Raw genomic sequence first — 20,479 nt, 5'->3', positions numbered from 1 at the left:
TCCCCGTGTCCGCGCAGGGCGCCAGCGGCCAGCATGCACCACACCGATGACGGCGTGAAGATCACGCCCGCGCGTTCAGCCAGATGCTGCACAGCACAGCCGGCATGCAGGAGCGGCCAGCCGCCCCGCGGCGGATTAGACTTAGTGTTTTCCCGCTGCAAGAGAAGTCCATGTCCAAGCTGCGCCGTCCCACCCTGGCGCTGGCCATCGTTGCCAGCCTGTCCCTGGCCGCCTGCGACCGTCCGGCCGATCCGGCAGCCGGCACCGCCGCGCCGGCCGATGCCACCCCCGTGGCCGCCAAGCCGATGCTGGGCAGCTTCGGCTTCGATGCCAGCGGCATGGACCGCAGCATCGCCGCCGGTGACGACTTCTTCGGCTTCGCCAACGGCACCTGGGTGAAGAACACCGAGATCCCGGCCGACCGCTCGCGCTTCGGCAGTTTCAATGTCATCGCCGAGAAGACCCTGGCCGACACCCGCGCCATCCTCGAAGGCGCCGCCGGCAACACCCAGGCCAGCGGTGACGACAAGCTGATCGGCGACTACTACGCCGCCTACATGGACGAGGCCGGCATCGAGCAGCACGGCGTCGCCCCGGTGCAGCCGCAGCTGAAGGCGATCGATGCCATCGCCGACAAGGCCGGCCTGGCCCGTGCCCTCGGCGGCGACGTGCGCGCCGACGTCGACCTGCTCAACGCAACCAACTTCTACACCGACCGCCTGTTCGGCCTGTGGGTATCGGTGGACCTGCTGCAGCCGGACCGCAACGCGCCCTACCTGGTGCAGGGCGGGCTGGGCATGCCCGACCGCGACTTCTACCTCGGTGACGGCCGCATGGCCGAGCTGCGCAAGCAGTACCAGGCCTACATCGCGCAGATGCTGCAGCTGGCCGGTGTCGCCGACCCGGCCGGCAAGGCGCAGCGCATCCTCGCACTCGAAACGAAGATCGCGCAGGCGCACGCCACCCAGGAAGAAACCAACGACGTGACCAAGGGTGCCAACCCGTGGACCCAGGCCGATTTCAGCGCCAAGGCGCCGGGCATGGACTGGGCCGCGTTCCTGGAGGCGGCCAAGCTGGGCCAGCAGCAGGACTTCATCGTGTGGCAGCCCAAGGCCGTGGCCGGCCTGTCCAAGCTGGTGGCCACCGAGCCGCTGGAGGTGTGGAAGGACTACCTGGCGTTCCACGCGCTGGACCGCGCCGCCGCCTACCTGCCGAAGAAATTCGCCGATGCCCGCTTCGCCTTCCATGGCACCGCACTGAGCGGCACGCCGCAGCAGAGCGACCGCTGGAAGCGCGCGGTGGACGATGCCAACCACGCGGTTGGCGAGGCCATCGGCAAGCGCTACGTCGAGAAGCACTTCGACGCCAAGACCAAGGAACGTGCGGACGAGATGGCCAAGAACATCATCGCCGCCTTCGCCAAGCGCATCGATGCACTGTCGTGGATGTCGCCGCAGACCAAGGCGCACGCCAAGGCCAAGGTGGCCGGGCTGACCGTGGGCATGGGCTACCCGGAGAAGTGGCGCGACTACACCGGCCTGGAGATCCGCCGCGATGACGCGCTGGGCAATGCACAGCGCGCCGAGCTGTTCGAGTACCAGCGCAACATCGCCAAGCTGGGCAAGCCGGTCGACCACAGCGAGTGGGCGATGCTGCCGCAGACCATCAACGCCATGAACGTGCCGCTGGAAAACCGCCTGGTGTTCCCGGCGGCGATCCTGCAGCCGCCGTTCTTCGACGGCGCTGCCGACGATGCGGTGAACTACGGTGCGATCGGCGCGGTGATCGGCCATGAGATCAGCCACGGCTTCGACAACGCCGGTGCGCTGTTCGACGAAACCGGCAAGCTGCACAACTGGTGGACCGCCGAGGACCTGAAGCAGTTCAACGCCGCCGGCGACGCGCTGGCCGCGCAGTTCAGCAGCTACGAGCCGTTCCCGGGCGTGCATGTGAACGGCAGGCTGACCCTGGGCGAGAACATCGCCGACGTGGCCGGCCTGGGCACCGCCTATGACGCCTACCAGCTGTCGCTGCAGGGCAAGCCGGGCCAGACCCTGGAAGGCTTCACCCCGGACCAGCGCTTCTTCCTCGGCTTCGCCCAGGCCTGGCGCAGCAAGAGTCGCGAGCAGGCGCTGCGCAACTCGCTGCTGACCGATGTGCACGCACCGGGCCAGTTCCGCGCACTGACCGTGCGCAACATCGACGCCTGGTACCCGGCGTTCGAAGTAAAGGAAGGCCAGAAGCTGTACCTGGCCCCGGACAAGCGGGTCAAGGTGTGGTGATGTAACCGGAACGGGCGCCGCAAGGCGCCCGTTTCATTTGCGGGTGGGTGTCGACCTTGGTTGGCGCTTCTGCGGCACCGCGCGAAATGCGTGCCAACCCAGGTCGGCATCTACCCACGCGCGTCGGGCCACTCGCGCAGGATCTCCACCGGCACGCCCATGCGCGCGCAGGCGCGGCTGGCCAGGCCATCGGGCAGCGCGCGGCGGAACAGCGGTGCCATGCCCTGCATCAGTTTCGCCGACGCTGCGGCCTGCGCGCGCTGGCGGCCCGTGTGTCCCAGCATGGCCTCGGCCCAGTCCGGCAGCAGTGCCGCGCCGGCGCCGAGGAACACCTCGCGCGACAGCCCCGGCACCGGTACCGGCAGGCGCACGCCGGACAACACCTCCAGCACTTCGCGCGAGCGCTCATCCACCCGCAGCTGCGGTTGCCGCGCGCAGAAATACGCCGCCACTTCCGCTTCGCTGCGCGGCACATCCACCGCGCCCAGTGCTTCAGCCACGCGGCGATACTCGTCGTAGTAGCGGTCGGCGATGGGCTCCGGCACCTCGCGCCCGTAGCGACGGAAGCCCTGCAGGAAGCCAAACGCTTCGGTCACGTGCACCCAGGTCAGCAACTGCGGATCATCGGCGGCGTAAGGCTCGCCCTGCGCGGTCTGGCCATGGATCTGCGCATGGATGCGGCGCACCTTGCCCACCAGCGCCTCCACCTCGCCGCGCGGCGCATAGCTGGTGCCGGCGACGAACGCGGTGGTGCGGCGCAGCCGGCCCACCAGGTCCTGGCGGAAATTGGAGTGGTCGTAGACGCCGGCGAGCGCGCGTGGGTGCAGGGTCTGCAGCATCAGCGCGCATAACCCACCGGCCAGCATCGAGGGGAATTCGGCGTGCAGCCGCCAGGTCACGCTGTCCGGGCCGAACCAGCCCGGGTCGCCCGGCGGATGGTCATAGTCGATGCCGCTCTGGCCACGCGGGAAGGCCTCCAGCACCCAGCGCCGGATCGGCGCGGTGACGGGGCGGGACAGTCGCTGCAGCAGAGCGGGCATCACAGGTCCAGAAACGGCGGAAGTAGGGCCACGCCTTGCGCGGTCGGCCCCGATTCTGGGCGATCACGACGCCGGCGGCGAGCCTGCGCACTCAGTCGCGGTTTCATGTGCGGCCGCAGCACGTTTCACCCTGCGACATCCTGTCGCAGGCTGCGGCCCCGATGCTGCATCGCACCAATCTTCACCCATTCAGATAAAACCCTTGCGCCGCTTGGCATTGCGCCCATTGCACCGCTCGCTGGAAGTGCTAGAACTGAACCCGCCACACCGTCAAATGCTGATCGACGCACGTTCCACAAGGAGCCAGCCATGATTGCTTTGTTCAAGGGTTTGGGAATTCTGCTTCGCGACAACGAGCTCTACAGCAGCCCGTTCGACAAACAGGTCGCGCACTGGCGCAATCTCAGCGAGCAGCAGATCCGCGATGAAGTAGCGGTGATGGCACAGGCCAAGTGCCAATGGCTGATCGCCTCGATCGTCGGCTGGCAGGCGGCATCGCTGCTGATCCTGGGCCTGATCGCCAACTACCTGTGGCGCGACGACTTCCATATCACCTTCACCCGCGTGGTGATCGTGTTCGGTTCGTGGGTATCGATCCTGTTCGTGATCTGGTTCATGGCCAACATGTTCGACCGCACGGCCGGTTTCGAGCGCTGGATGAAGGCATTCAACAGCCGCGCCCGCATCAGCTCCAAGGCCGACAGCGTGGAGCACGTGGCCGAGGCGCTGGACCTGGCCGAGCACTACCCGGAAGTGCTGGACTACAAGCAGGCCGTCACCGCCAAGCGCGAACTGCGCCACGAGGACATCCGCATCATGACCGAGATCGGGCGCATGAAGCAGCACTCCGAACTGGTCGGCCGCTTGAACCATGTCGGTGAGAACGAGCATCACCACGACCTGACCTTGCAGCCTGCCTACTGACCCTTCGGGAAAGCGGGGGACCCACAATGCCACCGTGCGCGATCACGGTGGCATTGTTCTTTCAGCCGCCGGCGTGGATCACATGCCGCGGAACAGGCTCATGAACGGTTGGCTGACCACCAGCGTCTCGGCACGCTCGCGCAGGCGCAGCACGCCGCGCCCGGTATCGTCGCGGCTCACCGCGGCCACCGCCTTCATGTTGACGATGGTCGAGCGGTGGATCTGGCGGAAGTGCTGCGGGTCGAGCACATCCAGCAGCTCACGCAGCGGCGTGCGCAGCAGGCTCTCGCCTGCGGCGGTGACCACCGTGGTGTACTTGTTGTCGGCGCGGAAGTAGGCCACGTCTTCCAGCATGATCAGCTGTGTCTCGCGGCCATTGCTGGCGGTGATCCAGGCCAGCGGCGGGCGTTCGGCCGCGCCCTGCGCCGGGCCCAGCCGCTGCAGCAGGCGCTCCAGCACGGCATCGTCCTGGCGCGTCGATGGCAGCCGCGACAGGATGCGCTCGCGGGTGGCCAGCAGGCGCTCGTCGCTGACCGGCTTGAGCAGGTAATCCATCGCGCCCTGCTCGAACGCATCGATGGCGTACTGGTCGTAGGCGGTCACAAACACCACCTGCGTGCGCGGGCTCAATTCGGACAGCGAACGCGCTACTTCGATGCCACTGATGCCAGGCATGCGGATATCGAGGAAGGCGATGTCCGGTTGCTTCTCGGCCAGCTGCTCCAGCGCACTGGCCCCATCCTCGCATTCGGCCACCACCTTCAGTTCCGGCCACAGCCGGCGCAGCTGCTCCAGCAGTGACTGCCGCAGCAGCTCTTCGTCTTCAGCGATCAGGGCTTCAAGCGGCATGGCTGCGCTCCTTGTGCGACTGCGGCAGGGTCATGGTCGCGGCCACGCCGCTGGGGAAATTGGCGACGATCGCCACACCGGCCTGCTCGCCGCAGGTCAGGCGCAGGCGCTCGCGCAGGTTCTTCAGGCCGATGCCGGTGCCGCTGGTGCCCTGGCCGAAACCGAGGCCGTCGTCGGCCACGGTCACCGTCACGTGGTCCTCGAAACCACGCGCCAGGATCCAGATCGTGCCACCGCCCGGCTTCGGCTCCAGGCCATGCTTGATCGCGTTCTCCACCAGCGTCTGCAGCGCCATCGCCGGCAGGTGCACGCCGTGCAGCTCGTTGGGCACCTGCACCTCCACCGCCAGGCGTGCGCCCATGCGGATGCGCAGGATCTCCAGGTAGGCACGGGTGCGATCCAGCTCCACGCCCAGCGTGGACACCGATTCATCCACCTGCGGCAACGAACTGCGCAGGTACTGGATCAGGTGCCCGAGCATCTGTTCAGCGCGCGCCGGATCGGTGCGGGTCAGCACCTGCGCGTTGGCCAGGGTGTTGTACAGGAAGTGCGGCTCGACCTGCGCATGCAGCAGGTTCAAGCGCGCCACCGACAGTTCCTTTTCCACCTGGGTCTGTTCGGCCGCCGCCTGCTCGTCACGACGCTGGTCGGCCACGCGGCGGCTGATCGCGCGGGTGACCGCTTCGGCGTTCTCGAAGTTGCTGCCCTCGTCCAGCGCCAGCAGGTCGGCCCACCAGCCGGCATCGGGTTCAAACAGCAGGGTGACGGTGCTGGTGCCCTGCCCCGGGGTGACTGTGGCCAGCACGCTGTTGCGCTTGATCGCCAGCCGCGCCGGCAGGTTCCAGCGCGAGGGCTGGCGGCCGTTCCAGAGATCGACGCGGCGCACGTAGGCGCGCACCTGCAGGCTGCCGGCCGAGCTTTCCACCTCTTCCACACGCGGCAGTTCGGCGATGGCCGCTTCCACCACCGCGTAGGCGTGGCCGGCATCCATCGGCAGTTCCACCTGGCGGCGCTGGCGCCCGGACAGGGTGGTCGCATCCAGTCGTCCGGCCACCAGCCAGACCCGGCGGATGTGGGTGATCGCGCTGCCCAGCGCGGAGATCATCAGGAACATCGCCAGCAGGCCGAACACCCAGCCGGGGCCGTCGTTCATGCCGCTGAAGATGCCGCTCCAGACCATGCCGGCAACAACCAGCGCGGCGGCCCAGGCCAGCAGGTGGCGAATCAGGAGAGAGAGGCTGGCGAACACGGCAGCGCCTTGGAGGAAGGGGTGAGCCGAGCATAGGGCGGCCCGCCGGGCAAACAAGCGGGTTGCGACGAAGGGCCGGAAAGCGGGGATGGAAGCCGTTACCGGAACGCCGGGCATGGCCCGGCGTTTCCGGGGCGGCAATGCCGGCCAGCGGCCGGCACTACCCAACGCCGTTACTTGCGCTGGTCGGCGCTGGCGTCACGCACGGCGCGGAACGACTCGTCCTTGCTCCAGTTCGGCCAGGCACGGGAATTGGCCAGCTGGTTGCCCAGCGTGTACAGCACTTCCAGGTCGCGGGCGGCACCGGCGAACACCCAGTCCGGCTGCCATTCGTCGCCCTGCTGGTGGTAACGCTTGGCGGTGTAGTCCTCCGAGGCCTTCTTGCCGGCGGCCACGCCACCGTCCACCCAGTCCTGGCCGGCCGACCACGACAGTGCCGGCACGCCGCGCTTGGCGAACGGGAAGTGATCGGAGCGGAAGAACAGGCCGGCCTCCGGCTTCGGGTCCGGGGTGTAGCGGATGTCCCAGCCCTTGGCCACATCCTTCAGCTGGTCCAGCAGCTCGAAGCGTGCGGCACCGTAGATGCCGAAGTCACGCGACGGGCCGAACGGCGCCATGCCGTCCATGTTGATCACCGCTACGGTCTTTTCCAGCGGATACAGCGGGTGCGTGGCGTAATACTCCGAACCCAGCAGGCCCTTCTCCTCGGCGGTCACCGCCAGGAACAGCAGCGAGCGCTCGGGGCGTTTGGCCTTGGCGAAACCACGCGCCAGTTCGATCAGCGAGGCGGTACCGCTGGCATTGTCCAGCGCGCCATTGAAGATGCGATCGCCGCGTGCGTCCGGCTCACCCACGCCGATGTGGTCCCAATGCGCGCTGTAGATGATCGTCTCATCCGGATGGCGGCTGCCTTCCAGGCGTGCGGCCACGTTGTGCGAGGTGATCACTTCGGTCTTCACCGCGTACTTCGCATCCAGGCTGGCGCCGGTCAGCGCCACCGGGGTGAAGTCGCGCTGCTGCGCCTTCTTCTTCAGCGCCTCGAAGTCCTGCCCGGCCGAGCGGAACAGCTCCACCGCCAGGTCACGCTGGATCCAGCCTTCCAGCAGCGGATGGCTGCCGGCCGGGTTGTCGCGCACCACGTCGAACATGGTGTTGGTGTTGGAGCCGGCCACGGTGGCCCAGCCGTACGATGCCGGCGCGGTCTCGTGCACGATCAGCACGCCCAGCGCGCCCTGGCGGGCGCCTTCCTCGTACTTGTAGGTCCAACGGCCGTAGTAGGTCATGCCCTTGCCGTCGAAGTCGCCCTGGCCGCTCTCGAAGTCCGGATCGTTGATCAGCACCACGGCGATCTTGCCCTTCAGGTCCACGCCCTTGAAGTCATCCCAGTTGCGCTCCGGCGCCTTCACGCCGTAGCCGAGGAACACCAGCGGTGCCTTGCTGATGTCGACGTTGCTGGCGCCGTTCATCGCCGCACGCACGGCAATCTGCTTGCCCTGCTCAAGCGCAATGGTCTTGCCGCCCTGGTGCAGCGCCAGCTGCGGGGTGCCGACGATGTCGCCCTTGCGCAGCGGCACGGCCTGGGTCCACAGGCGCTTGCCGTCCTTCAGGTCGCCGCCCGGCTGCAGGCCGGCTTCGGCGAACTGCTTGCTGAGATAGGCAACGGTCTTCTCTTCGCCGGCAGTGGCCGGCGAGCGGCCTTCGTAGGCGTCAGAGGCCAGTTCCTTGACGTCGGCGGAAATCCGCGCGCCATCGAATTTCGGGGTGGCCGCCATCAGTGCGCTCGACACCGACAGGGCCAGCACGCCCAGTGCTACTCGCTTCATTGCTCTCTCCAGCAGGGAAATCCTTCCGGAGTGTAATGGGATTCGGAAAGAGGGGTCAGATCCCTCTCCCGTCGGGAGAGGGATCTGACCCCGATGGTCATCCCGGTCCTTGCGCGCGGGCCAGCAGGTGCTCGCGTTCGCGTGCGTTGGTGGTCAGCGCGGCGGCGGCGGTGAACGCCTGGCGGGCATCATCGGTTCGGCCCAGCTGCTGCAGCAGTTCGCCCCGCACCACCTGCAACGGCGCGTAGTCCTGCAACCGGGGCTCGACCAGCAACGGCTGCAACTGCGCCCATGCGGCGAAGGCGCCGTCACTGCGCAGCACCGCCACCACCCGGTTCAGCGCCACCACCGGGGAGGGCTGCACCTGCAACAGCTGCGCATAGAGCGAGGCAATGCGCGGCCAGTCGGTATCCTCGGCACGGCGCGCACCGGCATGGCAGGCCGCAATGCGGGCCTGCAGCACGTAGGGATCGTCACTGCCACCGGCCGCCAGCGCGCGTGCCAGCAGCTGCTGGCCGCGCTCGATCTGCAACCAGTCCCAGCGGGCACGGTTCTGCTGGTCCAGCACCACCGCCGCGCCGCGGGCATCCACCCGCGCCGCCGCACGCGAGGCCTGCAGTTCCATCAACGCCAGCAGACCCAGCACCGGTGCCACCGGCATGCGGTAGGCCAGGATGCGCGCCAGCCGCAACGCTTCCTCACACAGCGCCGGACGCATCCAGTCATCCCCGCTGCTGGCGGCATAGCCTTCGTTGAACACCAGATAGATCGCCTCCAGCACCGAGCCCAGCCGCTCGGGCATCGCCTCGGCGCGTGGCACTTCATACGGCACCTGCTTCTGCGCCAGCGTGCGCTTGGCACGCACGATGCGCTGGGCAATGGTCGGCTCGGGTTGCAGGAAGGCGCGGGCGATCTCCAGCGTGGTCAGCCCCCAGCAGGCGCAGGGTCAGCGCCACCCGCGCATCGGCGGGCAGCACCGGATGACAGGCCACGAACATCAGCCGCAGCAGATCGTCACCCAGGTCGTCTTCCAGCGCCTGGCTGTCATCCGGCGCTGGCAGCGCGGCCGGATGCAGTTCCTCGCCCCATTGCGCGTGCTGCTGCGCCACCCGCTGGTGCTGGCGCAGCACATCGATGGCACGGTTGCGCGCGGTGGTCATCAGCCAGGCTCCGGGATTGTCCGGGATGCCCTGCTCCGGCCAACGCTCCAGCGCGGCCAGCCAGGTGTCCTGGGCCAGCTCCTCGGCACGGCCGACATCGCCGCCGAGCAGCCGCGCCAGGCGCGCGATCAACACTGGCGACTCCATCCGCCAGAGGGTTTCCAGACGCTGCGTCAGTGCGGGCTCGAGCATGCGCCGATCACAGCACGCACGCCCGGCCTGCACAAGCGCCGCCGCTCACGCTTCAACGATCGGCTTGAAGCCGCCCCAGAACATGCGCCGGGTATCGAACGGCATGTCCTTGGGGCCGAGTGACGCCAGCCGCGGGTCGGCCATCACCTTCGCGTTGATACGGTCGCGCGCGGCGCGCGAGCGGAACACCACGAAGGCGACGATCACCGTCTCACCGGCCCTGGCCTTCACCGCGCGCGGAAACGAGGTGGTTTTCCCCGGCTCCACATCGTCGGCCACGCACTCCATGTACTGCAGCGCGCCATGTTCCTTCCACACCGTGCCGGCCTTGCGGGCAAGGCGGCGGTAAGCCGCCACCTTGTCCTGCGGGCACGGCAGCACGTAGGCATCCACGTAAGCCATGAGGGTTCTCCGTGCGGCGGCGGTCAGCCCGGCTCGCCGTCCATGTGTGCGATTTCCCAGAGGTGCCCATCCAGGTCCTGGAAGCCGCGCTGGTACATGAAGCCAAGGTCGCGCGCCGGCTGCGGCTCGCTGGCACCTGCGGCCAGTGCCTTGTCCACCAACACGTCAACAGCCTGGCGACTGGGCGCAGAAAGTGCATTGATCACTTCCGTGTGGGTGTGCGCATCGGCAATCGGCTTGTTGGTGAACTGCTGGAAAAAGGCTGGGTCAGCAGCATCACGTAGATGCTCTCGCTGATGACCATGCCGGCCGCTACGTCATTGGTGTAGGTGGGATTGAAGCTGTAGCCCAGCGCGCTGAAGAACGCCTTGGATTTTTCCAGGTCCTTCACCGGCAGGTTGACGAAGATCATCTGCGGTTGTGGTGCACTCATCGGTAACGCTCCTGGTGGACGGAAGACAGAGGGATCAGGGCTGCTTCATGCAGTTGACCATCCACGGCTTGCCGAAGCGGTCGATCAGCATGCCCCAGCGATGGGCCCAGAAGGTTTCCGCGATCGGCATCTGCACCTGGCCACCTTCGGCCAGTGCGGCGAACACACGCTCGGCTTCCTCGATGCTGTCGACATCGACGTTGATGGTGGTCGAGCCGCCCTCGCCACCGCCGGGGCCGTCGGCCGCCATCAGGATCGCGTTGCCGATCTCCAGCTGGCTGTGCGCCACGTGGTCCAGGGTTTCCGGCGGCATTTCATTGCAGCCCGGCGCGCCATCGGAGGGCGGCATGTCGCGGTACTTCATTTCCGAGGTGACCTGGCCGCCCAGTGCCTTGGCGTAGAACGCCATCGCATCGTGGGTCTGGCCGCTGAAGCCGAGGAAGGGAATCAGTTTCATCGCACTACTCCGTTGTGTGGTTCAGGTCGGTTGCACCGGGCCACGCCCGGCGGGGAATCCGGGTCAATCCTGCAGCTGTGCACGCAGACGCTGTTCCTGCTGCTGTAAGTCGGCGGTGAAGGCTTCGCCGAAATCTTCCGGCGCGATCAGGGGACGCACTTCCAGCGTGCCGCCACTGCGGAACGGCGCACGGCTGGCCCATTCCACCGCCTCCTCCAGCGAGCGCACGTTCCACAGCCAGAAGCCGGCAATCTGCTGGTCGGCCGGGCCGAACGGGCCGGACTCGACCTTCGGCGCGCCGTGGCCGAAGTGGATGCGGCGGCCGCGCTGGGTGGCATGCAGGCCCTCACCGGCCAGCATGATGCCGGCGGCGACCAGCTGCTCGTTGAAGGCGCCCATTTCAGACAGGTCCTGTTCGCTGGGCATGCGGCCGGCTTCGGAGTCGGCGTTGGCCTTCACGATCACCATCACTTTCATTTCGGTCTCCCGTGGGGACGCGTGGTGCGTGCCCTTCACTGGGTACAACGAACCAGCGGGCTGGGAATCGACACGTCTGTTGGAAATTTTTTCTTCCGCAGAAAGCGCGCCTCCGGCGGGGTCGGCGAACGGCGCAGCCCCTCCGTGGTGGGGTGGGTGGGTCGCTGAAAGCTCCGGCTCATGGGTATGGCCGGGTGGGTAGGCGGGTCGGGGGACGCCGTAAACCCGTCCATGGGGGCTTGGCCGCGGCATCCATGCCGCGGACACCCCCGCCCCGCCTACCCACCCGGCCACGGACAGTTTCCCGCCTCCGATACGCACCACGGGAAGATCAAGAGAAAAGGCAACAGCAACAGCAGCAGCAACGATTGGCTGGCGGCCTCGGCTTTGCGAGCGCAGCGACCCGCTTCTGCTGTTGTTGTTGATTTCCCGTGGTGGATCGGCCGCCGGAATCTGTCTGGGGCCGGGCGGGTGGGGTTGGCGGGGTATCCGCGCCATGGATGGCGCGGCTAAGCCCCCAAGGACGGGTTCACGGCGTCCCCGCCAATCCCACCCGCCCGGCCCACCCTCAGGAAACCCGCTTTCAGCGACCCACCCACCCCACCACGGAGGGGCTCCGCCGTTCGCCGCCATCCGCCGAAGGCGCGCTTCCCGCGCTGCAACATGCCCGTGCGCAGACCTGCGCCATCATGGGCACCCGCCCCCGCCCCCGCCAGGACCGTGCCATGCAGCAGTACCTGCTTCTGATCTATATCGAGCCTGCCCTGCTGCAGGCCCTGCCGACCGAAGAATTCAACGCGCTGATGCGCGACTGCCTCGCCCACGCCGACCAGCTGCAGGCCGAAGGCACCCTGCTGATTGCACAGAAGCTGCAGCCAGTCGACACCGCACAGACCCTGCGCGTGCGCGACGGCCACAGCCGCGTGCTCGATGGCCCGTTCGCCGAAACCCGCGAGCTGCTGGCCGGCTTCAACCTGATCATGGCCCGCGACCGCGACGAAGCCATGCGCATCGCCCGCCAGTTCCCGTGGGCACGCTTCGGCAGCATCGAAGTGCGGCCGCTGGAAGACATGGACGCCGAGCGCGAACGCTGCGGCGCCCCGGCCGCCGCTATGGCAGCAACCGCACTCTGATCTCGCGCGGGCCGACGCCTTCGTTGCCGCTGTAGTCGCGCACGCTGGCACGCACGATGTACTCGCCCGGCGGCAGCGCCGCCGGCTGCCAGCGCCCGGTTTCCATCAGGCCATCGCGCACGGTGTTGGTGGCCAGGTAGCGGAACCGGGTCACCGCGCTGCCATGCACGGTGATGCCGCTGTCCGGCGCATAGGCCACGCGCACCGCTTCCATCTGCGGCGGCATGCGGTTGAAAACGATGTTCCAGCGTGGCTGCTCGTAGCCCTGCAAGGGCTGGCCGCCGGCATCGAGGATCTGGTAACCCACCTGGTACATGCCCAGGCGACGGCGCGGCAGGTTGTTGTCGACCTGGTCCCAGGCCTCCACCACGATCTGCACACCACGGCCCTGGCGCGCCAGCATCACCACGCCATCGGCGCCGGCGGCCAGCGGCTGGTCGTTGTCGTCCAGCAGCGCTACATCGGTGATGCGTGGCGCGAAGTGATCGGCGTAGTTGTGGAAGCCCAGCGCCACCGCATTGGTCTCGAAACCGCCGGTGCCCACCGCCAGGTGCACATGGGCCTGGTTGTTGATGCTGCCCAGCCGGTCGCCCACGTGGATGCGGGTGCCGCGGCGCACGCGCATCCGCTCCAGCGTGCCCTGCTCGTCGTACAGCGCCTGCCAGCGCGCGTCGAACGGCTCATCGCGCGGTGTGCGGCCGACCCGCATGTGGATGTACTTGAGGCGATCCACCGCCAGGCCTTCGGCCTGCCCACCCAGGCTCCACGCCGCCACCGGGCTGCTCACCTTGCCCTCGGCGATGGCCAGCACGGTCTGGCCGACATCACCGCGCACGTCGAAGCCACCGTGCAGGTGATGGCGGCTCTCGCCCTTGAAGTTGCCGCGCACTTCGCCCAGCGTGCCGACCACTTCGTGCCAGCCCTGCTGCGGCGCCAGCGGCCAGCGGCCACCGGTATCGGGCAGCGCGGCATCGGCGGCCGGGCCGACCAGCGCCGGTGCCGGCAGTTCGCCCACCGGCAGCGGGCGCAGGCGGTGCAGGCGATAGGCCGCCGCGTCGGCCACCAGCACACTGCCATCGGCATCCACCGCCAGCCCGCTGGGGCGGGCCAGGCGCGGCAGGCGACCATTGCCGACCAGCGCGATCTGGTGGCCCTGCGGCGTCACCTGCACGATGCGGCCATCAAGATCGCCCACGTACAGCACACCGTCATGCGTGGTGGCCAGCGACATCGGGCCATTGATCACACCGCCCGTGCCCAGCACCGTGCTGACCGTGCCATCGGCGCCGACCCGGCGCACCGCGTTGTTGAACAGGTCGGCCACCAGCAGCGCGCCCTGCGCATCGAAGGCCAGCGCCACCGGGGTATCGAAACGCGCCTCGGCACCGGCGCCATCAGCCAGCCCCGGGCGCTCACCGCCGGCCAGGGTGCGCACCGTGCCATCGGTGCCGATCACCCGGATGCGGTCGTTGTAGGTGTCTGCCACGAAGACCTGGCCCTGCGCATCCACCGCGATGCCCATCGGCGCATCGAAGCGCGCCTGGGCGGCAGGGCCATCGGTGTAGCCCTGCTCACCGCCGGCCAGCGTGGTCACGTGGCCGTCGCTCCCGATGCGGCGGATCGCATGGTTGCCGGTGTCGGCCACGTACAGGTTGCCCTGCGCATCGGCGGCAATGCCCGAGGGCGTGTTGAAGCTCGCCTGCAACGCCGGGCCGTCGAGGCGTCCTTCGCCCTGCCCGGCCACGGTTTCGACGCGACCATCGGGCAGGCGGCGGCGGATGCGGTTGTTGTCGCCTGCATCGGTGAAATAGACGCTGCCATCGGCCGCGCGCAGCAGCGCATAGGGATCGGCGAAACGGGCCTGCGCCGACGCGCCATCGCGATCACCGGGATGGCCATCGCCGGCCAGCGGCTCGATCTGCGCGGTCCAGGCCAGCGGCGTCGGCAGCGGGCCTGCCGGTTCAGCGAGGGTATGCAGCGGCGTTTCCCACCACGTTGCAGCCAACGCCACCACCGTTGCCAACGCCACACCTGCCGCCATCCATTGCCACCGTGCCATCGTGCCGTGCCGCCCTGCCTGCTGCCTGAAGAGGCACCGACAATAGACGCTGCGCGCGTGATGCGCCACGGTCGCGCGGGTGCTCAAGCAACAACGTTGCATCCATCGTGCTTGTCCTTGCCAGGCGCAGCGGGTTCAATGGGCTGCCACGGATGGAGATCTTCATGCCCCGCCTTGTCCCCCTCACCGTCGTGCTGATGGCCGCATTGGCCGGCGCACCTGCTGCGGCATCGATCACGGTGGCGCCGCAGAAGCCGTCCATCACCACCGATGCGGTGCATGTGGCCTATGCCAACCGCTGGGATGAGGCGATCGGGCAGTCGGACAGCGGCAACACGCTGGGCGCGTTGATCAGCATGGAACGGTTGATGGAAGACCCGCTGCTGGACGACTTCGACGCCGAGCGGCAGGGCCGCGCTGCGCAGGCGGCCGGCTGGACCGCGATGATGCAGAAGAAGCCCGCCCTGGCACGCCGCTACCTGCAGCGCGCGCAGGAGACCCTGCCGAACGATGCGCGGATCCTGCTCACCCGGGTATCGCTGGAACTGTCCGACAACCAGCCTGCACCGGCCACCACCTACCTGCTGCAGGCGCTGAAGCACGCCCAGGCGCCGCTGCCGATCGAGCAGCAGTCCGTCCTCTACCTGCAGTACCGCCTGCGCGACCAGCCGCAGCGGCGCATGGAACTGTTGCAGGCCTTGTTCGACAACGGCTGGAAGGGCGACGGCGTGCAACCCAGCGGGCTGTGGCTGGCACTGGCCGCGCTGCAGGCCGAGCACGGTCACGGCGATGACATTCCGGCCACGCTGGCCCGCATCAAGGGCCCGGCCGAGATCATCCGGCTGCGCAGCGACAAGCGCTTCGACCGCTATATCGACCGCGATGACCCGCGCCTTGATCCACGCCAGGCGGCACAGACGCACCTGGATGATCTGCGCGTGTCGGGCCTGCTCGATCGCGCACTGGATGCGCGCATGGCCGACTTCGCCAGCACGCTGCTGATGCTCGACCGCAGCGAGGAAGTGCTGGCGCTGACCGATGGCATGGCCCGCGCCGCCGCCGCAGGCCAGTCGCCATCGGCGGCCGAGGCGCAATGGGTGGCGTGGCTGCTCAGCAGCCGGTCCGCCGCGCTGCGCCGGCTGGGCCGCGTCGATGATGCGCTGGCCACGGCGAGGTGGGCTGCGCGCATCGGTGCCCCCAGTGCCAACGGCATCGAGCACCAGTTGAATGTCGGCTTTTTCCTGATCTCGCTGGGACGCGCGCAGGAGGGGGCCGCGGCGGTCAATGACATCGCGGGGCTGACCGGTTACGGCAGGGCGGCGCAGGCGCTGGTGCAGTTCGCCGCCGCCCGCGAACGCGGCGATGCGCCAGCCACGCAGGCCGCGCGCGCGGTGATTCTGGCCCAGGGCGAAGACGCGCGCCTGTTCCAGCGCGAGATGCTGCTGGAGGAAGGCGATCTGGACGCCGCGGCTGCGCTGCTGATTGAACAGCTGCGGTCGCCGGTTGAACGTGGCCAGACACTGGCCACCCTGCAGGACATGCGCACCTACCCGTCGCTGCCCGGCGACATGAAGATCGATACGGCGTGGCGTGCACTGAAACAGCGCACCGACGTGCAGGCGGAGATCGCCCGCATCGGCCGCGTCGAGCGCTACGACCTGGTCAGCAGCGGCACCTCGCGCTGATCGGCTCTGCTGTAGAGCCGAGCCCACGCTCGGCGGCTGTTGGCGCAAGCCGAGCATGGGCTCGGCTCTACAACACCACCGGCAGAACCCGGCTAGCGCGCCGGCACCTCGTTGCGGATGCCCATCGCCTCGCGGTAGCGCGCGTACAACGCCATCACCTTGTCCACGTAGGCCAGGGTCTCGGCATACGGCGGCACCCCTTGTAGCGGGTCACCGCGCCGATACCAGCGTTGTAGGCGGCTGCGGCCAGGGGCCGGTCACCGTTGTAGCGGCGCAGCAGCGCGCGCATGTAACGCGCACCGCCATCGATCGACTGCTGCGGCGAGAACGGATCGCGCACGCCGAATTCCTGCGCGGTCTCGGGCATCAGCTGCATTACGCCCTGCGCACCCTTGCTCGATACCGCCAACGCATCGAAATTGCTTTCGGCATGCGCGATCGCACGCAGCCAGGCATCGTCGACGCCGGTGGCCTTGGCCGCCGCCTTGAACTGCTTTGCGTGCTGCGCCAGCTGCGGCGTGCCGACCTTGCCCAGCCCTTCGTGGGCAGGCTCCCCTGGTGGGGTGGCCACGGTGAACTTCAGGAACACCCGCGAGCCGGGCAGATTGCGCGTGGAATAGACCAGTGCGCCGTCCTGCTCGCGTTCGTACAGCACGCCGCTGAACACCCCCATGTTGCCCCACAGGTTCGGGGTCTGGATGGCGTTGTCGTCAATCTCCTTCGCTGTGCAGCGCGAGCCCGGCTCCGGCGCGGTCGCCAGGCTGACCGTGTTGCCCTGCACGCAGCGGTAGACGGTGCGCGCAGCGGCCAGCCCGGGCCAGAGGCTGGACAGCAGCAACAGCGCGATGGCGGCAGGGCGGGTAAACATGGCGGCCGGATGATCCGGCCGCAGCCGCTAACGCCGGGTGAATGGGGCCCAGGCATCGGGACCGGGACCGGGACCGGGACCGGGACCGGTAGAGTCGACTGTTAGTCGACTATCGCGCGCAGCGCGGGGTTATCGGTGGCCCGCAGGAGAGCAGTCGACTGACAGTCGACTCTACCCATTCCAGTTTCCGGCATTCCCGGTCATTTCGCCGTTCTGCGCCGCACCCAATACCCCACGCCCAGCAGCACGAACCACGCCGGGCTGGCCATCAGCGCCTGGCGCGTATCGCCCTGCAGGCTCAGCAGCACCAGCACGCCGGCGAAGAACAGCAGGCAGGCCCAGCACATGGCAACGCCGCCGGGCATCTTGAAGATCGAGGCGGCGTGCCGCTCCGGATAGCGGCGGCGATAGACCATGTAGGCCACCAGGATCAGCGACCAGACGAAGATGAACAGCACGGTGGCCAGCGTGGTCACCAGGGTGAAGGCGGTCACCAGGTTCGGAATCAGGTAGATCAGCAGCGTGCCGCCCAGCAGGCACAGGCAGGAGAACAGCAGGCCGCGCGCCGGCACCGCCGCGCGCGACAACCGCGACAGCCCGCGCGGTGCGTGGCCTTCCTCGGCCAGGCCGTACAGCATGCGGCTGGTGGAGAAGATGCCGCTGTTGGCCGACGACGTCGCCGAGGTCAGCACCACGAAGTTGATCAGGCTGGCCGCGGCGGGAATACCGGCCAGCACGAACAGCTGCACGAACGGGCTCTTGTCCGGCACCACCTGGCGCCACGGGGTGACCGCCATGATCGCGATCAGCGCCAGCACGTAGAAGATGATGATGCGCACCGGAATCGAATTGATCGCCTTGGGCAGGTTGCGCTCCGGGTCGGCGGTTTCGGCGGCGGTGGAGCCGACCAGCTCGATGCCGACGAAGGCGAACACTGCAATCTGGAAGCCGGCGAAGAAGCCCACCAGGCCCATCGGGAACATGCCACCGTCATTCCACAGGTTCGACAGCGAGGCGGTGTGGCCGCTGGGCGAGGTGAAGCCCCAGGCCACCAGCCCGGCACCGGTGATGATCAGCGCACAGATGGCCACGATCTTGATCAGCGCGAACCAGAATTCCATTTCGCCGAACAGCTTCACCGTCACCAGGTTCAGCGCCAGCAACAGCAGCACGCAGGCCAGCGCCGGTATCCATGCATCCAGCCCGGGGAACCAGAACTGCGCGTAGGCCGCGATGGCGATCACATCGGCAATGGCGGTGACGATCCAGCAGAACCAGTAGGTCCATCCACAGAAGAAGCCGGCCCAGGGGCCGAGCAGGTCGGTGGAGAAATCGATGAAGGATTTGTACTGCAGGTTCGACAGCAGCAGTTCGCCCATCGCGCGCATCACGAAGAACAGCATCGCGCCGATGATCAGGTAGACGAACACGATGGACGGGCCGGCCAGGCTGATGGTCTTGCCCGAGCCCATGAACAGGCCGGTACCGATGGCACCGCCGATGGCGATCAGTTGCAGGTGGCGGTTGGACAGGCTGCGGCGCAGGTGCTCGGGGGGCGTTGCGGGCTCGGTCATGGGCGTGGAAAGGGGCGGGCGAAGCGTCCGACGGTAGTCCTCCCCGGCCCGGAGCGCCAGCACCAGACTGGCCTGTTACGTCACACGGGGTCGCTTTCATCACAATGTGACCCAATACCGGATTGATCCCATTCCGTCCGGCCCGGCACCGTGTTCAGATAGCCGCACCTGCCCAAGGACCGGCCCGACCATGCGCCCTGCCCTGACCGCCCTGCCCGAGCCCCGGCCATGAGCCGCCTGCGCGTCATCATCGGTGGCACCGCGCTGGCGCTGCTGGCCGCGGCCGTGCCCATCGCGGTGATGGCCTACGCCACCTGGGACCGTGCGGTCAGCGTCGAGCAGGAACGCCTGCGCGATATCGCCGGGCGCACCCTGCGCCGCTCGGACCTGTCCTACCAGGAGGCGCTGGCGGCGTTGAAGTCGGTCGAGGCTGGTGCCCACGTGCCGTGCAGCGCCGACCACATCCGGCGCATGCAGACGTTGGTGATGACCACCTCGTCGATCGAGCAGATGGGGTATTTCGAAGGCGGCAAGCTGCGCTGCACGTCCTGGGGGCCGTTCCTGTCCGACGTGGACCAGCCCAAGCCCGACCATGTCACCAGCGACGGCGCCGGCATCGCGGTGGACGTGCGCCCCGAAGCGAGCGGGCGCCGCCAGATGCTGGCCATCCTGTACGGCTCCTATGATGTGCTGGTCGACCCGCGCCGCTTCGTCGATGTCATCGTTGATCCGCATGTGCGCCTGGCCCTGGCCAGCCCGGATGGGCGCCTGCTGGCCCAGCAGTCCGGCGTGGACCCGACCCTGCTGCTGGCACTGCTGCGCGACCCCGGCCAGGGCCTGGACCAGAACACGCTGTACGCCACTGCGCGCAACGAGGAATGGCTGGCGATCGCCACCACGCCCCGCACCGCACTGGCCGCCACGTTCCGCCAGCAGGCCTGGTTGTACGTCCCGCTGGGCCTGTTGCTGGCCGCCGCCGCAGTCGGCCTGGTGATCTGGCTGTCACAGCGCCGCCTGTCGCTGCGTGGCGAGCTGGCCACGGCCATCCGCCGCCGCGAGCTGTACCTGCACTACCAGCCGATCATCGAACTGGATACCGGCATCTGCGTCGGCGCCGAAGCACTGGTGCGCTGGCAGCGCCCCGATGGCACCCAGGTGCGGCCGGATCTGTTCATTCCGCTGGCCGAAGAGGCCGGCATGATCGCCGACGTCACCGACCTGGTGATCGAAAACGTGGTGCGCGACATGCGCGACCTGCTGGTGGCCGACCGCAGCGCGCACATCGCCATCAACCTGGCCGCCGAAGACATCAGCAGTGGCCGTGCGCTGAAGATGATCTCCAAGCACATGGCCGGCAGCGGCATCCTGCCGCAGCAGATCTGGATGGAAGCCACCGAACGTGGCTTCCTCGACCTGGATCGTGCGCGCACCATGCTGGCGGCAGCACGGCGCGCCGGGCACAGCGTGGCCATCGACGATTTCGGCGTGGGCTTCTCAAGCCTGCAGTACCTGGAGCAGCTGCCGCTGGACGCGCTGAAGATCGACAAGTCCTTCATCGATGCGATCGGCACCGAAAGTGCGACCAGCCCGGTCACCCCGCACATCATCGACATGGCCAAGGAGCTGGGCTTGTGGGTGGTGGCCGAAGGCGTGGAAACCGAAGCACAGCTGGCCTACCTGCACAGCCGGCATGTGGAGTTCGGGCAGGGCTGGCTGTTCTCGCGGCCGCTGCCACGCGACGAGTTCGTGGCCTTCCATCACAAGCGGCAGCAGCAGTACGGCGCTGCGCGCGAGCACATGCAGAACCCGCGCAGCGTACCGATCGAGCAGGAGCCGGAGGCGTAGCGCCGAGCCCACACCCGGCTGCGGGCG

At 68.1% G+C, this 20,479-nt stretch carries 14 protein-coding genes and 3 pseudogenes; 5 read left to right on the top strand and 12 right to left on the bottom strand.

Going from position 1 to position 20,479, the window contains the following annotated elements:
- Positions 1-170: 170 nt before the first annotated feature.
- Positions 171-2,282, top strand: coding sequence for a M13 family metallopeptidase (locus tag N4G47_RS00730; protein WP_475284600.1), 2,112 nt, complete (start codon positions 171-173; stop codon positions 2,280-2,282).
- A 110-nt stretch (positions 2,283-2,392) separates the two neighbouring features.
- On the opposite strand, the gene N4G47_RS00725 is transcribed toward N4G47_RS00730, so the two are convergent.
- On the bottom strand, positions 2,393-3,322 hold the full coding sequence (locus N4G47_RS00725) for an oxygenase MpaB family protein (protein ID WP_475284598.1): 930 nt from the start codon (positions 3,320-3,322) through the stop codon (positions 2,393-2,395).
- A 309-nt stretch (positions 3,323-3,631) separates the two neighbouring features.
- Between N4G47_RS00725 and N4G47_RS00720 the strand changes: the two genes are divergently transcribed.
- The gene (locus N4G47_RS00720; RefSeq protein ID WP_249842064.1) at positions 3,632-4,246 is read left to right on the top strand and encodes a hypothetical protein; all 615 of its coding nucleotides are present in this window, start codon (positions 3,632-3,634) and stop codon (positions 4,244-4,246) included.
- Between the two features lie 78 nt (positions 4,247-4,324).
- On the opposite strand, the gene N4G47_RS00715 is transcribed toward N4G47_RS00720, so the two are convergent.
- From N4G47_RS00715 to N4G47_RS00680, 8 genes and pseudogenes are all read right to left on the bottom strand, one after another.
- On the bottom strand, positions 4,325-5,095 hold the full coding sequence (locus tag N4G47_RS00715) for a LytR/AlgR family response regulator transcription factor (RefSeq protein WP_309336045.1): 771 nt from the start codon (positions 5,093-5,095) through the stop codon (positions 4,325-4,327).
- Positions 5,085-6,344: a sensor histidine kinase gene (locus N4G47_RS00710; protein ID WP_249842066.1), complete on the bottom strand. Its 1,260-nt coding sequence runs from the start codon at positions 6,342-6,344 to the stop codon at positions 5,085-5,087. The genes N4G47_RS00715 and N4G47_RS00710 overlap by 11 nt, the downstream gene beginning before the upstream one ends.
- Positions 6,345-6,517: 173 nt before the next feature.
- Complete coding sequence (locus N4G47_RS00705) at positions 6,518-8,167, bottom strand: M28 family metallopeptidase (protein WP_475284595.1); 1,650 nt, start codon at positions 8,165-8,167, stop codon at positions 6,518-6,520.
- Between the two features lie 97 nt (positions 8,168-8,264).
- Positions 8,265-9,519: pseudogene (locus tag N4G47_RS00700) on the bottom strand (RNA polymerase sigma factor).
- Between the two features lie 45 nt (positions 9,520-9,564).
- On the bottom strand, positions 9,565-9,921 hold the full coding sequence (locus tag N4G47_RS00695) for a DUF1428 domain-containing protein (RefSeq protein ID WP_107232180.1): 357 nt from the start codon (positions 9,919-9,921) through the stop codon (positions 9,565-9,567).
- A gap of 23 nt (positions 9,922-9,944) precedes the next feature.
- Positions 9,945-10,354 (bottom strand): annotated as a pseudogene (locus N4G47_RS00690) (VOC family protein).
- A 34-nt stretch (positions 10,355-10,388) separates the two neighbouring features.
- Positions 10,389-10,811 (bottom strand): VOC family protein, encoded by a 423-nt coding sequence (locus N4G47_RS00685; protein ID WP_249842071.1) that lies wholly within the window; start codon positions 10,809-10,811, stop codon positions 10,389-10,391.
- 63 nt (positions 10,812-10,874) lie between these two features.
- Positions 10,875-11,288, bottom strand: a complete 414-nt coding sequence (locus N4G47_RS00680) for a YciI family protein (RefSeq protein ID WP_107232177.1) — start codon at positions 11,286-11,288, stop codon at positions 10,875-10,877.
- Positions 11,289-12,013: 725 nt separating this feature from the next.
- Here N4G47_RS00680 and N4G47_RS00675 point away from each other — a divergent pair.
- Positions 12,014-12,421 carry a YciI family protein gene (locus N4G47_RS00675; protein ID WP_475284592.1) on the top strand — a complete coding sequence of 136 codons (408 nt, stop codon included), beginning with the start codon at positions 12,014-12,016 and terminating at the stop codon, positions 12,419-12,421.
- On the opposite strand, the gene N4G47_RS00670 is transcribed toward N4G47_RS00675, so the two are convergent.
- Positions 12,399-14,480: a gluconolaconase gene (locus N4G47_RS00670; protein ID WP_475284590.1), complete on the bottom strand. Its 2,082-nt coding sequence runs from the start codon at positions 14,478-14,480 to the stop codon at positions 12,399-12,401. The genes N4G47_RS00675 and N4G47_RS00670 overlap by 23 nt on opposite strands.
- Positions 14,481-14,644: 164 nt before the next feature.
- Between N4G47_RS00670 and N4G47_RS00665 the strand changes: the two genes are divergently transcribed.
- The gene (locus N4G47_RS00665; RefSeq protein WP_475284588.1) at positions 14,645-16,165 is read left to right on the top strand and encodes a hypothetical protein; all 1,521 of its coding nucleotides are present in this window, start codon (positions 14,645-14,647) and stop codon (positions 16,163-16,165) included.
- Between the two features lie 92 nt (positions 16,166-16,257).
- On the opposite strand, the pseudogene N4G47_RS00660 reads toward N4G47_RS00665, so the two are convergent.
- A pseudogene (locus N4G47_RS00660) lies at positions 16,258-17,033 on the bottom strand (lytic transglycosylase domain-containing protein).
- A 200-nt stretch (positions 17,034-17,233) separates the two neighbouring features.
- Positions 17,234-18,607 (bottom strand): D-serine/D-alanine/glycine transporter, encoded by a 1,374-nt coding sequence (gene cycA / locus N4G47_RS00655; protein WP_475284586.1) that lies wholly within the window; start codon positions 18,605-18,607, stop codon positions 17,234-17,236.
- 228 nt (positions 18,608-18,835) lie between these two features.
- Here cycA and N4G47_RS00650 point away from each other — a divergent pair, with 228 nt between their 5' ends.
- Complete coding sequence (locus N4G47_RS00650) at positions 18,836-20,452, top strand: EAL domain-containing protein (RefSeq protein ID WP_475284584.1); 1,617 nt, start codon at positions 18,836-18,838, stop codon at positions 20,450-20,452.
- Positions 20,453-20,479: the final 27 nt, after the last annotated feature.

This window comes from Stenotrophomonas sp. GSD10, from assembly GCF_056172695.1.
The sequence above is the reverse complement of the archived record's forward strand: the minus strand, read 5'-3'. Positions and strand labels throughout refer to the sequence as shown.

What these genes read in the sequence shown, in the direction of transcription:
- N4G47_RS00685 (WP_249842071.1), bottom strand. Translation starts at nt 10,811, where the DNA reads ATGAAACTGATTCCCTTCCTCGGCTTCAGCGGCCAGACCCACGATGCG.
- N4G47_RS00695 (WP_107232180.1), bottom strand. Translation starts at nt 9,921, where the DNA reads ATGGCTTACGTGGATGCCTACGTGCTGCCGTGCCCGCAGGACAAGGTG.
- N4G47_RS00680 (WP_107232177.1), bottom strand. Translation starts at nt 11,288, where the DNA reads ATGAAAGTGATGGTGATCGTGAAGGCCAACGCCGACTCCGAAGCCGGC.
- N4G47_RS00705 (WP_475284595.1), bottom strand. Translation starts at nt 8,167, where the DNA reads ATGAAGCGAGTAGCACTGGGCGTGCTGGCCCTGTCGGTGTCGAGCGCA.
- N4G47_RS00730 (WP_475284600.1), top strand. Translation starts at nt 171, where the DNA reads ATGTCCAAGCTGCGCCGTCCCACCCTGGCGCTGGCCATCGTTGCCAGC.
- N4G47_RS00650 (WP_475284584.1), top strand. Translation starts at nt 18,836, where the DNA reads ATGAGCCGCCTGCGCGTCATCATCGGTGGCACCGCGCTGGCGCTGCTG.
- cycA (WP_475284586.1), bottom strand. Translation starts at nt 18,607, where the DNA reads ATGACCGAGCCCGCAACGCCCCCCGAGCACCTGCGCCGCAGCCTGTCC.
- N4G47_RS00665 (WP_475284588.1), top strand. Translation starts at nt 14,645, where the DNA reads ATGCCCCGCCTTGTCCCCCTCACCGTCGTGCTGATGGCCGCATTGGCC.
- N4G47_RS00715 (WP_309336045.1), bottom strand. Translation starts at nt 5,095, where the DNA reads ATGCCGCTTGAAGCCCTGATCGCTGAAGACGAAGAGCTGCTGCGGCAG.
- N4G47_RS00720 (WP_249842064.1), top strand. Translation starts at nt 3,632, where the DNA reads ATGATTGCTTTGTTCAAGGGTTTGGGAATTCTGCTTCGCGACAACGAG.
- N4G47_RS00670 (WP_475284590.1), bottom strand. Translation starts at nt 14,480, where the DNA reads ATGGCACGGTGGCAATGGATGGCGGCAGGTGTGGCGTTGGCAACGGTG.
- N4G47_RS00675 (WP_475284592.1), top strand. Translation starts at nt 12,014, where the DNA reads ATGCAGCAGTACCTGCTTCTGATCTATATCGAGCCTGCCCTGCTGCAG.
- N4G47_RS00725 (WP_475284598.1), bottom strand. Translation starts at nt 3,322, where the DNA reads ATGCCCGCTCTGCTGCAGCGACTGTCCCGCCCCGTCACCGCGCCGATC.